The following is a 13,594-nucleotide window of genomic DNA, read 5'->3' as shown; positions in this document are numbered from 1 at the left end:
AACAGGGAAACCTCGACCAACTCATGCAGAAAAACGGCCCCTTCAAAAACCTCTTCGACCAACAGTTCAATAAACACAAACAAAAACAAAATGTCGCAGAATAATGTGGGGGATTGGAAGGCAGGCGGCCGGAATGGGTCACGCCTGTTCTGCTATTGAGCTTGTCTGTGCACAAGGCACGTCACTACGCGTTGGTGTTGTGGCGTGGCAGACGGACACGGGATCAGCATTCGCCGCAATTTGGCGGCAAAACCTTAGGGTTGCGGAGACACCACTGTCCCACCAATAGCCAGCGTCAACTGGCGCGCGGCTTCCATCACCGGGCGGCTCAGCCGTTCGATTTCGGTTACTCCGACGCGGCTGGTTGGCCCAGACACGGAAAGCCCTGCGACCGCCTCTCTGTTGATATCGAAAACGGGTGCTGCAATGCATCGCATACCCATAGTCTTTTCTTCATTATCCACGGAAAAACCCCGCAATCTGATGGTTGTAAGATCTTTTTTCAACGCCTCAGGGCTGGTAATCGACTGATCTGTAAAAGCCTGTAAATTCGCTGAGGCCAACCTTCGGTTCAATCTGTCTTCGTCCATATGGGCCAACAACGCTTTTCCGATGCCCGACGCGTGCATGGGTGACAATGTACCGGGGGGGAAAAACGCCCGGATACTCTCATGTGTTTCCACCTGACTCAGGAACAGCACCAGACCTTCTTTCTCAATTCCCAAATTGGCGGTCTCGCCTGTGGTTTCCATCAGCTTGCGCATGATCGGCCGTGCCCGCTCCACCAGACTGGTTCGGCGCAGAAACCGCGAGCCGATGACAAATGCCTGCGGGCCAATGTGCCAAACCTGTTCTTCATGGTCGAACTCGACCAGGCCCCTGCCCTGCAACGTCACGAGGATGCGATAAACGGTGGCTGGTGCCTGCCGCATTTCATCTGAAAGTTCAGTAAGAGCTTTGCCTTGCGCCTGGCTCAGATACTCGAAAACCTCCATCGCCCGATCCAGTGATTTGATCGTATTCTGCGCGGTTTTGTCGTACCACCCCCGCGGTCTTCCCCGGGCTTTGCGACGGAGTTTCGAGTCATTGTCTTGCGATTCCATAAAAACCCTCTGATCATTTATGAAAGACTATTTCAGGATATGAAAAATATAACTCACTGACAACTATAAGTTAAATCTCATTAAACAAATTCTGAAATGCGTTTTCAAAAAAATTTCCAATCGGGTTGATGAAACTTATTGTGCTGGCAAGGACGGAAGGAGACCATCCATGAGCTTTCAAAACCCCGTTTTCATCCCGGGCCCGACGAACATCCCGGAAAGCCTGCGCAAGGCGTGCGATATGCCCACGATCGACCACCGTTCGCCATTGTTCGGGCAAATCCTGCATCCTGCGCGCGCGGGCGTTCGGAAAATTCTGAAAGGCGACAGTGCCGAAGTCTTCATTTTCCCGTCGACCGGCACCGGGGGCTGGGAAACCGCCCTGACCAATACGCTGTCCGCAGGTGACAAGGTTCTGGCGGCCCGCAACGGCATGTTCAGCCATCGCTGGATCGATATGTGCCAACGCCATGGGCTGAATGTTGAGATCGTCGAAACCCCGTGGGGCGATGGGCTGCCGGCTGACCGGTACGAAGAAATCCTTGCCGCCGACAAAAGCCATGAGATCAAGGCGGTTCTAGCCACGCATAATGAAACGGCAACTGGCGTGAAGTCGGATATCGCTGCTGTGCGCAAGGCGCTGACCGCCGCGCAACACCCCGCCCTGCTGTTTGTTGATGGCGTTTCATCAATCGCGTCGATGGATTTCCGGTTTGATGAATGGGGCGTGGATGTTGCCGTTACAGGGTCGCAGAAGGGTTTCATGTTGCCCGCTGGCCTTGCCATCGTCGGTTTCAGCCAGAAAGCGATGGAAGCAACCAAAACCGGCACCCTGCCCCGCACATTTTTTGACGTCCGGGACATGACCAAGGGATACGCCAACAATGCTTACCCCTATACACCCGCTGTCGGGTTGATGAATGGCCTCAATCAAGCCTGCTCGATGCTGTTGAGTGAAGGTCTGGAGAACGTTTTCGCCCGACACCACCGGATTGCCGAAGGGGTCCGTGCCGCTGTGGGGGCGTGGGGGCTGGAGCTTTGTGCCAGCAGCCCGGCGGTCTATTCCGATACCGTAAGCGCAATCCGCACGCCGAACGGCTTCAACGCGACGGATATTGTCACGCACGCAGCTGAAAAATACGGCGTTGCCTTTGGCGTGGGCCTTGGTGAGGTCGCGGGCAAGGTGTTCCGGATCGGGCATCTGGGCAGCCTGACGGATGTCATGGCTCTGTCCGGGATCGCCACTGCGGAGATGTGCATGGTTGACCTGGGCCTGAACATCGACCTGGGGTCCGGAGTTGCTGCCGCACAGGAATACTATCGTGGCCATCCCGGTTCCGTTCAGAAGAACGCGGCATGATGAAGGATTGCACAATGTATATCCCAACCTATGAAGACATGCTTGCGGCACATGACCGGATCAAACCCCATATCCGCCGCACCCCGGTGCGAACCTCGGACTTTCTCAACGAACTGTCAGGCGCGCAGCTGTTCTTCAAATGCGAGAACTTTCAGGAACCGGGTGCTTTCAAAGTACGAGGTGCCACCAATGCGGTTTTTGGGCTGGATGAGAAACAGGCCGAAAAAGGTGTCGCCACCCATTCTTCGGGCAATCACGCCTCGTGCCTGTCTTATGCGGCGATGAAACGGGGCATTCCCTGCAACGTGGTCATGCCGCGGACAGCGCCGCAAGCAAAGAAGGACACGGTCCGCCGTTATGGAGGGAAGATTACAGAATGCGAACCTTCCACCTCGTCGCGCGAAGCGACATTTGCCGAGGTTCAGGCGGCTACGGGCGGTGACTTTGTTCACCCCTACAACGATCCTCGGGTCATCGCCGGGCAAGGCACCTGTTCGCGCGAGTTTATCGAGCAGACCGACGGTCTGGATGCAGTCGTCGCGCCAATCGGCGGCGGTGGCATGGTATCCGGAACCTGTTTGACCCTGTCGACGCTCGCCCCGGAAACCGCGATCATCGCGGCGGAACCGGAACAGGCCGACGATGCCTATCGTAGCTTCAAGGCCGGTCATATCATCGCGGATGATGCGCCAAAGACGATTGCTGACGGGTTGCTGGTGCCGCTGAAGGATCTCACCTGGCATTTCGTATCGAACCACGTCTCAGAGATTTACACAGCCTCCGAGCAAGAGATCATCGATGCGATGAAACTGACGTGGAAGCACCTGCGGATTGTAATGGAGCCATCTTCGGCCGTTCCGCTGGCCACGGTTCTCAAAAACCCGGACGCCTTCAAGGGCAAGCGTGTCGGACTGATTGTTACAGGTGGCAATGTCGATCTGGACCGGCTGCCCTGGATGAATGTCTGAATACACCCCAACAAAAAACTATCCCGGTATAGGATTACGGAGATGAAAGATATGAGCACTCTCGACCAGTTCGAAGTAGGTTACGACATTCCGGCCAAGCCCGGCATGGACGAAGCAGACATCCAGACACCCAGCCTGATTTTGGATCTCGACGCGCTTGAACGCAATATCAGGAAGATGGGCGATTATGCCAAGGCGCACGGGATGCGTCACCGCGTGCATGGTAAAATGCACAAGTCGGTCGACGTGGCCAAGCTGCAAGAGACAATCGGTGGTGCCGTCGGTGTCTGCTGCCAGAAAGTTTCCGAGGCCGAAGTTTTCGTTCGTGGTGGGATCAAGGACGTTCTGGTTTCAAACCAAGTGCGCGACCCGGCCAAAATTGACCGCCTCGCGCGCCTGCCAAAGCTGGGCAGCCGCATTATCGTGTGTGTCGACGATCTGGAAAATGTCGCCGACCTTTCGGCGGCGGCAGTCCGGCATGGAACACAGCTGGAAGTCTTCGTGGAAATCGATTGCGGCGCAGGGCGGTGCGGGGTCACAACGACGCCCGAAGTGATTGAAATCGCCAAGGCGGTTGAGGCTGCAGACAACTTGAAATTCAGCGGAATTCAGGCCTATCAGGGCGCCATGCAACACCTCGACAGCTATGAGGCACGCAAGGAAAAACTGGATACCGCCATCGCGATGGTCAAAGACGCGGTAGACGGCCTTAAAGCCGAGGGTATCGAGTGTGAGCTGGTTTCGGGCGGCGGTACGGGGTCTTACTACTTCGAATCCAACTCGGGCGTGTATAATGAGCTGCAATGCGGGTCTTATGCGTTCATGGATGCCGATTACGGTCGCATCCTGGATGAGAACGGCAACCGGATCGACCAGGGCGAGTGGGAGAACGCATTCTTCATCCTGACCAGCGTCATGAGCCATGCCAAGGCGGACAAGGCGATTGTCGATGCGGGTCTGAAGGCGCAGTCGGTGGATAGCGGTCTGCCTGTTGTTTTCGGGCGTGACGATGTCGAATACATCAAATGCTCGGATGAACATGGCGTCGTGATGGATCCGAGCGGGGCGCTCAAGGTCAATGACAAGCTGAAACTGGTGCCAGGGCACTGTGACCCAACTGCAAACGTGCACGATTGGTATGTGGGCGTCCGGAATGGCAAGGTCGAATGCGTTTGGCCGGTGTCAGCCCGCGGCCGCGCGTACTGAGCTTGAATGCTCAAAGAACAAACCGCCGGCCAAACATGGCCGGACAGTCGCCCGTGCGCGCCCGCTTTTGTCGGTGAATCGCACGGGCGCACGAATTCCAAGTGGAGAATGACATGCTGATCGTACCCGAGCGCGAAATCGCCAACCTCATGACCCGCGACGCGGCCTTTGAAGCCGTCGAACAGGTCTTTGCCTCTATGGCCGCAGGGGACGCCTATAACTTTCCTGTCGTGCGCGAAGCCATCGGACATGAGGACGCCCTGTACGGCTTTAAAGGCGGGTTTGACCGCGCCGGGCTGACACTGGGCCTGAAGGCCGGCGGGTATTGGCCAAATAACCTGGAAAAGCGCGGATTGATCAATCACCAGTCCACTGTTTTTCTTTTTGACCCTGACACCGGAAAACCGTCAGCGATGATTGGCGGCAACCTTTTGACGGCCTTGCGCACTGCGGCGGCCTCTTCTGTATCCATCAAGCACCTTGCCCGTGCGGACGCGCGGGTGCTCGGTATGATCGGGGCCGGGCATCAGGCAACCTTTCAGCTTCGGTCAGCGCTGGAGACCCACACCTTTGAAAAGGTCCTTGGCTGGAACTACCATCCCGAGATGTTGCCGAACATTGAAAAGGTCGCCAATGAAGCCGGTGTTCCGTTTGAAGCGGTCGAACTTGATGGCATGACCGAGGCGGATGTCATAATCTCGATCACCTCGGCTTTTGCACCATCGCTGATGGCAAACCATGTGAGCCCCGGAACGCATATCGCGTGCATGGGAACGGACACCAAGGGCAAGCAGGAAGTCGAGGCGGCGTTGTTGGCCAAAGCATCCGTATTCACAGATGAAATCGCACAGTCAATTTCGATTGGCGAGGCGCAACACGCCGTGGCACAGGGCCTGATCAGAGAAAGTGACCTGATCCAGTTGGGTGCGGTCATCAACGGAACGAATCCGGGCCGAACATCAGACGATCAGATCACCTTGTTCGATGGCACAGGCGTCGGTCTTCAGGATCTGGCGGTTGCTGCATCTGTTGTCGAGCTGGCCGTACAGAAAGGCATCGCGATTGAGGTCGATTTCTGACGACATCCCCTTGTGGTCGCCAAGGCGGGCGTCGAGTAACGCGTTACATATGTGAGCGATGGGCAAGCCTGCCAGACCTGAAATCAAAAAGCGGCGCGCTCAGTGCGCCGCTTATTCATTTACAAGTCCGGGCCGAACCGGTCAGACGTGATCGTCCTGTTCGATAGAGCCCAGCCCGTGGCCTGCCATTCCACCGGACACCTCTTCCGTCGCTTCATCCGAAAGCTCTTCGGGCAGAACCAGATTCAGGACAATGGCAATGATCGCAGCAGGCAAGATCCCGGATGTCGCCAGAACTTTGAGAGTTCCGGGCAGATGCTGTAAAGCGCCGGGCTCTAACTGCAAGCCCAGACCAAGGCTGAGTGAAATCGCAAAGATCACCATGTTGCGGCGATTCCACGTCACGTCCGACAGCATCGAGACACCGGCTGCAACCACCATACCGAACATCACGATCACACCACCGCCCAGAACCTCGATCGGAACGGATGAGATCACCGCGCCGATCTTGGGGATAAGCCCGCATATGATCAGGAACAGGGCACCTATGGTTACGACCGTGCGGCTCATGACACCGGTCATGGCGATCAGGCCAACGTTCTGACTGAACGACGTGTTCGGCAGGGCCCCAAAGACGCCTGATACCGCAGTTCCAAGACCATCGGCAAAAGTCGCGCCCTGAATTTCCTTGTCGGTTGCCTCGCGTCCCGCGCCCCCCTTGGTGATACCGGACACATCCCCGACCGTTTCTACAGCCGATACAAAGGACATCGCACAAAACCCGATGATCGCCGCGAATGAAAACTCGATACCGAAGTGAAATGGGTTCGGCATTGCAAACGGAGCCGCGCGCCCAACATTGCCCAAATTTACCTGACCCAGTGCGAATGCCACAACATATCCGACCAACAGGCCAATCAGAACCGCCGACACCGACAACATACCGCGGGCGAAAAACTTCAGGCCCAGCGTAACAACAATCACAGTTCCGGCCATGAGCCAGTTCAGACCAGAGCCGTATTCTTCGGTACCGATGGCGGGTACACCCCCTGCGGCGTACTGGACGCCGACCTTGACAAGCGCAAGCCCGATCATGGTCACGACAAGACCGGTAACCAAGGGCGGAAGCGCAAAGCGAATTCGGCCAATGAACAACCCAAGGCTGGCATGAAACAGGCCGCCTACGACTATACCACCCATCAATACAGCAATCGCGTCAACGCCCTTTCCAACCACCAACGGGATCATGATCGGAATAAAGGCAAACGACGTTCCCTGCACGATTGGCAGGCGGGCGCCAACAGGCCCCAGCCCAATGGTCTGGAACAGTGTCGCAACGCCCGCAAAGAACATCGACATCTGGATCATGTAAATCATCTGCGGGAAATCGGGGCTGTTTGAACCAAACCCGAAACCCGCCGCACCGCAAACGATGATGGCTGGCGTGACGTTGGAAACGAACATCGCCAGCACGTGTTGAATTCCCAAAGGGACCGCCTTCAGAATTGGCGGGGTGTAGTTCGGGTCGCGGAGCTGCTCCGGCGTCCCTAAAGTTGCATCTGACATCGCGTTTTTCCTCCCAAAAAAACTGCGTGGGCCGGCCCCTCTTCCGGCAATATCCCTTATTCAGTGATCGTGTAGGCGTTCTGGAACCAGTATTCCTCAAGGTTGGGCCCGTTTCCTATTCGGTCGACCACGGCGAACAACCCGGGGGGATGAAGCGGTGTCAGCACCCCGTGCCAGGTGTTCCGGTGATAATTCACGCCCTGTCCGGGCGCGGTAATGAATGCAACAGGTTCACCAGGCACACCCGCGTTGTCGGGCGCGACGACAACGACAAAGGGTTTATCTGAAAGCGGCAGAAAGGCTTGACTGCCGTCGGGATGACGCTCGACCATTTCAAGTTTGATGGGCAAGTCGAAGGCCTGGGATTGGAATATGCTGATCCCTACGCGCCCCTCATGGAAATCCAACTGGGCGCGATCATGGTAGCGCGCGCATTTTCCCTGATTGATGTATTTGTCCACCGCGCCAGACACTTCGATAACATCGCCGAACGGCGCAAAGGCCTCGGCGGTCAGTGGCCGGAGTTTCAGCGTGGATGTCATTGAGCGAATTTCTCGATCAGCCGCAACTCGGCAATCCGTTCGACCTGACGGCAGGCCTCGGTGAATTCGGTGTCTCGGTCACTGTCTATCCGACGGTGAAAAGCCTCAAGAATGCTTGCTTTGGTATTGTCCATGACCGCAATGATGAAAGGAAAACCGAACTTGGTCGTGTAAGCGTCGTTCAAGGCCGTGAAGGTCGCACGCTCATCATCCGTCAGCATGTCCAGACCTGCCCCGGCCTGTTCTGCCGTGCTTTCCTTGGTCAGACGACCCGCAGCAGCAAGTTTGCCTGCCAAATCCGGGTGGGCTGTCAGGACGCCAAGCCGCTGGTCGGCTGTGGCAGAACGGAATACGCGCGCCAGTGCATTGTGAACCCCTGCGGCATTGTCATGTGTGGGGCCCAGCTCCAGATCAAAGGCCGCTTGGGCAATCCACGGGCTGTGTTCGAACACGCCGCCAAACTCGGCGACAAAGGTTGGCTCGTCCATTTCCGACGGTGTCAGCCGTTGACTTGGCGGATGCATTTGCGCCCAGTGATCAGCGATTTGTTCACGCGTGGCAAACCAGACCCCGTCATGTTTCTTGAAGTGGTCGAGTGCGCGTTTCAGGGCCATGGCACGACCAGGGCGGCCGATGAGGCGGCAATGCAGTCCGATCGAAAGCATCTTCGGCTCGCCCGCTTGGCCTTCGGCATAAAGCATGTCGAAGCTGTCCTTGAGATAGCTTTCAAACTGTTCGCCATTGGTATAGCCCGCCTGAATAGCAAACCGCATATCGTTGCAATCCATCGTGTAGGGCACGATCAACTGGTCCTTGCCACCGGCCTTGACCCAATAGGGCAAGTCGTCGGCATAGCTGTCGGCAATATAGGCCAGCTCGCCTTCGGCGGCGGCCAGATCGACCGTGTTCATCGAACAGCGACCCGTGTACCAGCCACGCGGGGGCTTGCCGACAACCTCGGTATGAAGCCGGATCGCTTCACGGATCTGGGCGCGTTCTTCTTCCGCGTCCATGTCCTTGTGCTCAACCCATTTCAGGCCATGGCTGGCAATCTCCCAGCCTGCGGCCTTCATCGCCGCAACCTGCGCCGGTGCACGGGCCAATGCTGTGGCAACGCCATAAACCGTGACAGGAAGGTCCTGCAAAAGCCGATGCACCCGCCAGAACCCTGTGCGGCTGCCGTATTCGTAAATGGATTCCATGTTCCAGTGCCTTTGCCCCGGCCAAGGGGCCGCACCGGTGATTTCGGAAAGAAACGCCTCGGATGCGGCATCCCCGTGCAAAACGTTGTTCTCGCCGCCTTCCTCATAGTTCAGGACAATCTGAACTGCGATTTTGGCCCCGTTTGGCCAGTTTGCGTTTGGCACTTGCCGGCCATAGCCGGTCATGTCTCGTGGATACCGCGTCACATCAATTTCCCTCTTGCTGAAAAGACGAATAACCCAAACAATCACCTATGTTTTTCAAAAAATACTGTAAGCAGTCTTTTGACAGACTGCCTTTGCCTGCCGCGAAGGTATTGCAATAGTAACAGCAATGCTTAGCGAGAGGTGCAAATGGCCGGTTACCTTACAACACATGTCCTGGATACGGCGCGGGGCTGCCCTGCCAGTGGGATGAAGATCGAGTTGTTCCGGATCAACGGAACAGACCGCACGTTGCTGAAAACTCTGCTCACCAACGAGGACGGCCGCACCAATGAACAAATTCTTCCCGAGGCCGAGTTCTCGACGGGCGAATACGAGTTGATGTTTCATGCGGGCGAATACCTCGACACCACTGGCGTGCCACCTGAAAGCCCGCGTTTTCTGGACTTGATCCCGATCCGGTTCGGGATGTCCGAACACGCCCACTATCATGTTCCGCTGCTACTTTCGCCTTTCAGCTACGCGACCTATCGCGGCAGCTGAGCGTTGCACCGCGTGATCCTGTAGACTGACATTGTATTGTTATTTTTGATACTGCTTGATCTTTCGTAGCAATACCCGATGAAACCTCTGTCGCCTAGAGTGCCAAAGAACTTGGATATGTAGGAGCAACGCCATGTATGACCTGGCTGTTTTGTGGGAGTGGATGGCCTTTTCCGTCCGCTGGCTGCATGTGATCACGGCGATGGCGTGGATCGGCGCGTCATTCTATTTTATCGCGCTCGACCTGATGCTTAAGCCGAACCCTGCCTTGCCAGAAGGGGCCTATGGCGAAGAGTGGGAGGTGCACGGGGGCGGGTTCTATCACACCGTCAAATATCTTGTCGCACCCGCGCGTATGCCCGAGCACCTGACCTGGCACAAATGGCAGAGCTATACGACGTGGCTTTCGGGTGCGGCCTTGCTCATGATCGTATATTGGGTCGGGGGCGAGTTGTTCCTGCTTGATCCGACCAAAGCGGATCTGGCGTTGTGGCAGGGGATATTGATTTCAGGCGGGTCACTGACCATCGGCTGGCTGCTTTACGACCAGATGTGCAAGTCGCGCCTGAGTGAGCAACCCACCGCGCTGATGCTGTTGTTGTTCTTGATTCTGGTGGCCATGTCCTGGGGTTACAATCAGATTTTTACCGGTCGTGCCGCGCTTTTGCACCTGGGTGCGTTCACCGCAACCATCATGACGGCCAACGTGTTCTTCCAGATCATGCCCAACCAGCGGATCGTGGTGGAAGACCTCAAGGCCGGTCGGACGCCGGATGCCAAATATGGGAAAATCGCCAAGGTGCGTTCGACGCACAACAACTACCTGACCTTGCCTGTCGTGTTCCTGATGCTGTCGAACCACTATCCTCTGGCCTTTGGCACCCAGTATTCATGGATCATCGCCAGCCTGATCTTTCTGACCGGCGTGACCATCCGTCACTACTTCAACACGATGCACGCAACCGGGAAAGGGCCGCACTGGACCTGGGGTGTTACTGTCATCCTCATGATCGTGATCGCATGGCTGTCTTCTGTCAGAACCGGCGAGACATGGGAGGACGCCGAAGCAAGGGCATTGACACCTTACGAAGAAAAATTTGCGTCGGCTGCTGGGTTTGAAGAAGCCTATGACACCGTGCTGGGCAATTGTTCGATGTGTCATGCCCGCGAGCCGGTTTATGGCACCATGAAATGGGCCCCGAAGAAAGTTTATTTGGAAACGCCGGGCGATGTAGCCCGGCACGCCGACCAGATTTACCTGCAGGCCGGGATCAGCCATGCCATGCCACCGCCTTCAGCGGTTCAAATGGACGTGGAAGCGCGCCAAACCATCATCGCATGGGTGCGCGAGGTCAGAGGGCAGTAGGATTTTCGCAGGACGTCCTGTCCTTCGCTTCCTACCCCCTGCCGCGGGACAAATACCCAGTTTCTAACGCTCAAACAAAGCAGGTCGCGCAAGACCTGATGCCGCCCCGGGCCTAGCGCGATGGCGGGGTCAGCCATTGGGCCGACATGCCAAAATTCGAGTTCTTCAACTCTTGCTTGGCAATCGCCTGCAAATGCACCTCGTCCGGACCATCCGCATATCGCAGCGCGCGTGCCCAGGTATAGCTGTCGGCCAGCGGTGTATCCGGGGTCATGCCCATCGCCCCAAAGACCTGCATCGCACGATCCGTGACAGCAGCATGCACATTGGGTGCCACCACCTTGATCAATGAAATCTCTCGGAACGCTTCTTTGGCGCCCACCTGATCAATCTTCCAGGCTGCTTTCAGGGTCAGCAACCGCGCCTGTTCGATCTCTAACCGGGATTTGGCGATCCACTCGCGGATCACGCCCTGTTCTGCAAGCTGCTTGCCAAACGCTTTCCGTTCCTGCGCGCGTTCGACCATCAGGTTAAGCGCCATTTCCGCCGCACCGATCGAACGCATGCAATGGTGGATGCGACCGGGACCAAGCCGGGCCTGCGCCAGAGCGAACCCGCTGCCTTCCTCGCCCAAAAGATTGCTGACCGGAACGCGCACATCCTTGAAGACCAGCTCGGCATGGCCTTCGGGGTCGTGCATGTTCAGAATGGTGGGGTTGCGAACAATCTCAAAACCGGGCGTGTCCTTCGGGACAATGACCATGCTTTGTTGTTTGTGCCGATCCGCATTGGGATCCGTTTTACCCATGACGATAAACAATCTGGTGTTCGGGTGACAGGCGTTCGTGATGAACCACTTGCGGCCATTGATGACGTATTCGTCCCCCTCACGCCGTATCGAAGTGGTAATATTGGTCGCGTCCGAACTGGCCACATCCGGTTCAGTCATCGCAAAAGAGGATCGGATTTCACCGTTCAACAGCGGCACCAGCCATGTCTCGCGCTGTTCCGGGGTGGCGAACATGTGCAACAGTTCCATATTGCCGGTATCCGGCGCACTGCAATTGAACACTTCCGAAGACCAGGCCACCTGCCCCATAAGTTCGGCCAGCGGCGCGTATTCCAGATTGCTCAGCCGGGTGCCGGGTTCATCGTCGCGCAGGCTGGGCAGGAACAAGTTCCACAACCCTTCGGCCCGGGCCAACGCCTTGAGATCTTCCATAAACGAAACCGGGAAACCGCCTGCCGCCATTTCTTCTTTGTGATCGCGTATGCGCGGGTAGATATGCGCCTCCATAAACGCTTTCAGGTGGTCATACATTTCCGTGGCGCGCGGCGATGGGGCAAAATCCATGGCGGTTCCTTCCGGTGCGTTGTGGCGGTGATGTCCTCAAACTCTGCTCGCGCCAGAACGGCCGCCAAGGCACTATCTTCTGGTGAGTTTTATCTGGCGCTTGATTACGCTCAGTTTGCGCAATCAATCCGATATGAAAAGAGGAAAAAACCAATACCGCAGTCTGCCGGCGTGAAACGTCAGGTCATTGCACGTCAGCCTTATGACCCGGGCTCAGTCATAAGGCTCATTTGTCTTTGCTCTCAGAACCGGGTGGACCAACAAAACGCAAGGGCTTGATCGAGCCCCACTCGGAGATTTGCTCCGCGGGGCGAAATTCACATCGCCCGCCCCCGAAAGCGCCTCTCAACCTGCCTTTGGCGTTCACACAGAACTAGGCCGGTGGTTTCAGGCCCAGCTGTTTCACGGCGGTGCCTGCTGTCTGAACCCAACGCTCTTTTAGGGCGTTGTTACCATTGTGGCGCAAGCCCAGCGATTCCAGAAGCTCAAACCGTTTCAAATCATCGCCACCAAAGGACACAGCGACACGCGGCCACCAATAGTTAACCGCATCCTGCATCTGCTCTGTCTCTCCGCTCTTGGCAAGCTTCACAGCACCTTCCAGCGCCAACGCACCATGATGGGCTTCGACCGGGGCGATGCTGCGGAACGCTTCGGCCAACGGTTGATAGGAAACCATTGAAAACTCGGCCAGTTGTTCCATGACCGCACGGCTCATCAGCAGGTTCATGATGACGGCGTCGGTCCAGCCCGAGATCGGATAATTGAATACGGCAAGGCGCATGTCATGCGCGCTGCGGGTCGCGCCGATATCTGCGTCTCGATCCAGGCGCGCCGTCCACGGATGATGTGTGGCATATCTCTCGGTATCGGCCCCGAACTCACCCATTATCCTGAGAACCTGATCGGCGTGATCCGTTTTCTCAAGAACAATCCTGGCGGCTGCGATCCGTTCCTTGATGCCCGGACCCTGATTGATGATGTCCGCAAAACCGGCGGCACCGGCAAGTTCGCTGTCCACGAACGTGGCCATCAGCTTCATGAGTTCGGCGCGGTAGCGCGGCGGAACATTGGTCGGGTTGGTCAGCACACCGCCTGCGGCCAGATAGCTGTCGAGTGTCATGGTGTCAGTCATCGGTC

General features: G+C 56.8%; 12 protein-coding genes. 6 read left to right on the top strand and 6 right to left on the bottom strand.

Annotation, left to right across the window (positions count from 1 at the left end):
* Positions 1–254: 254 nt before the first annotated feature.
* Positions 255–1,103 (bottom strand): HTH-type transcriptional regulator BhcR, encoded by an 849-nt coding sequence (bhcR, locus tag ACR0AP_RS15850; protein WP_480507721.1) that lies wholly within the window; start codon positions 1,101–1,103, stop codon positions 255–257.
* 169 nt (positions 1,104–1,272) lie between these two features.
* On the opposite strand from bhcR, the gene bhcA reads away from it, so the two are divergent.
* The 4 genes from bhcA to bhcD all read left to right on the top strand — a co-directional run bounded on the left by bhcA (position 1,273) and on the right by bhcD (position 5,716).
* A complete protein-coding gene (bhcA, locus tag ACR0AP_RS15845) occupies positions 1,273–2,463 on the top strand; it encodes an L-aspartate--glyoxylate aminotransferase BhcA (RefSeq protein WP_480507719.1) in 1,191 nt (396 codons plus the stop codon).
* Positions 2,463–3,431, top strand: a complete 969-nt coding sequence (bhcB, locus tag ACR0AP_RS15840) for a beta-hydroxyaspartate dehydratase BhcB (RefSeq protein WP_480507727.1) — start codon at positions 2,463–2,465, stop codon at positions 3,429–3,431. The genes bhcA and bhcB overlap by 1 nt, the downstream gene beginning before the upstream one ends.
* Positions 3,432–3,473: 42 nt before the next feature.
* Positions 3,474–4,637, top strand: a complete 1,164-nt coding sequence (gene bhcC / locus ACR0AP_RS15835; RefSeq protein WP_480507717.1) for a 3-hydroxy-D-aspartate aldolase BhcC — start codon at positions 3,474–3,476, stop codon at positions 4,635–4,637.
* 113 nt (positions 4,638–4,750) lie between these two features.
* Positions 4,751–5,716, top strand: coding sequence for an iminosuccinate reductase BhcD (bhcD, locus tag ACR0AP_RS15830; protein ID WP_480507715.1), 966 nt, complete (start codon positions 4,751–4,753; stop codon positions 5,714–5,716).
* Between the two features lie 141 nt (positions 5,717–5,857).
* On the opposite strand, the gene ACR0AP_RS15825 is transcribed toward bhcD, so the two are convergent.
* The 3 genes from ACR0AP_RS15825 to puuE are packed head-to-tail and all read right to left on the bottom strand — an operon-like array spanning position 5,858 to position 9,233.
* The gene (locus ACR0AP_RS15825; RefSeq protein ID WP_480507713.1) at positions 5,858–7,282 is read right to left on the bottom strand and encodes a uracil-xanthine permease family protein; all 1,425 of its coding nucleotides are present in this window, start codon (positions 7,280–7,282) and stop codon (positions 5,858–5,860) included.
* A 56-nt stretch (positions 7,283–7,338) separates the two neighbouring features.
* Positions 7,339–7,824: an ureidoglycolate lyase gene (locus ACR0AP_RS15820; RefSeq protein ID WP_209507567.1), complete on the bottom strand. Its 486-nt coding sequence runs from the start codon at positions 7,822–7,824 to the stop codon at positions 7,339–7,341.
* Positions 7,821–9,233 (bottom strand): allantoinase PuuE, encoded by a 1,413-nt coding sequence (gene puuE / locus ACR0AP_RS15815; protein ID WP_480507710.1) that lies wholly within the window; start codon positions 9,231–9,233, stop codon positions 7,821–7,823. Before puuE ends, ACR0AP_RS15820 begins: the two co-directional genes overlap by 4 nt.
* A gap of 147 nt (positions 9,234–9,380) precedes the next feature.
* On the opposite strand from puuE, the gene uraH reads away from it, so the two are divergent.
* Complete coding sequence (gene uraH / locus ACR0AP_RS15810) at positions 9,381–9,734, top strand: hydroxyisourate hydrolase (RefSeq protein WP_480489200.1); 354 nt, start codon at positions 9,381–9,383, stop codon at positions 9,732–9,734.
* Positions 9,735–9,867: 133 nt separating this feature from the next.
* Positions 9,868–11,100 carry a urate hydroxylase PuuD gene (locus ACR0AP_RS15805; protein ID WP_480507708.1) on the top strand — a complete coding sequence of 411 codons (1,233 nt, stop codon included), beginning with the start codon at positions 9,868–9,870 and terminating at the stop codon, positions 11,098–11,100.
* A 112-nt stretch (positions 11,101–11,212) separates the two neighbouring features.
* Here ACR0AP_RS15805 and ACR0AP_RS15800 read toward each other — a convergent pair whose 3' ends face one another.
* Positions 11,213–12,454: an acyl-CoA dehydrogenase family protein gene (locus tag ACR0AP_RS15800; protein ID WP_480507706.1), complete on the bottom strand. Its 1,242-nt coding sequence runs from the start codon at positions 12,452–12,454 to the stop codon at positions 11,213–11,215.
* Positions 12,455–12,827: 373 nt separating this feature from the next.
* A complete protein-coding gene (locus ACR0AP_RS15795) occupies positions 12,828–13,589 on the bottom strand; it encodes a Phenylacetic acid catabolic protein (RefSeq protein ID WP_480507704.1) in 762 nt (253 codons plus the stop codon).
* Positions 13,590–13,594: the final 5 nt, after the last annotated feature.

The organism is Ruegeria sp. AF7 (assembly GCF_056541885.1).
This window is presented reverse-complemented; position numbering and strand designations above follow the sequence as displayed.

What these genes read in the sequence shown, in the direction of transcription:
- bhcR (WP_480507721.1), bottom strand. Translation starts at nt 1,103, where the DNA reads ATGGAATCGCAAGACAATGACTCGAAACTCCGTCGCAAAGCCCGGGGA.
- bhcA (WP_480507719.1), top strand. Translation starts at nt 1,273, where the DNA reads ATGAGCTTTCAAAACCCCGTTTTCATCCCGGGCCCGACGAACATCCCG.
- bhcB (WP_480507727.1), top strand. Translation starts at nt 2,463, where the DNA reads ATGAAGGATTGCACAATGTATATCCCAACCTATGAAGACATGCTTGCG.
- bhcC (WP_480507717.1), top strand. Translation starts at nt 3,474, where the DNA reads ATGAAAGATATGAGCACTCTCGACCAGTTCGAAGTAGGTTACGACATT.
- bhcD (WP_480507715.1), top strand. Translation starts at nt 4,751, where the DNA reads ATGCTGATCGTACCCGAGCGCGAAATCGCCAACCTCATGACCCGCGAC.
- ACR0AP_RS15825 (WP_480507713.1), bottom strand. Translation starts at nt 7,282, where the DNA reads ATGTCAGATGCAACTTTAGGGACGCCGGAGCAGCTCCGCGACCCGAAC.
- ACR0AP_RS15820 (WP_209507567.1), bottom strand. Translation starts at nt 7,824, where the DNA reads ATGACATCCACGCTGAAACTCCGGCCACTGACCGCCGAGGCCTTTGCG.
- uraH (WP_480489200.1), top strand. Translation starts at nt 9,381, where the DNA reads ATGGCCGGTTACCTTACAACACATGTCCTGGATACGGCGCGGGGCTGC.
- ACR0AP_RS15805 (WP_480507708.1), top strand. Translation starts at nt 9,868, where the DNA reads ATGTATGACCTGGCTGTTTTGTGGGAGTGGATGGCCTTTTCCGTCCGC.
- ACR0AP_RS15800 (WP_480507706.1), bottom strand. Translation starts at nt 12,454, where the DNA reads ATGGATTTTGCCCCATCGCCGCGCGCCACGGAAATGTATGACCACCTG.
- ACR0AP_RS15795 (WP_480507704.1), bottom strand. Translation starts at nt 13,589, where the DNA reads ATGACTGACACCATGACACTCGACAGCTATCTGGCCGCAGGCGGTGTG.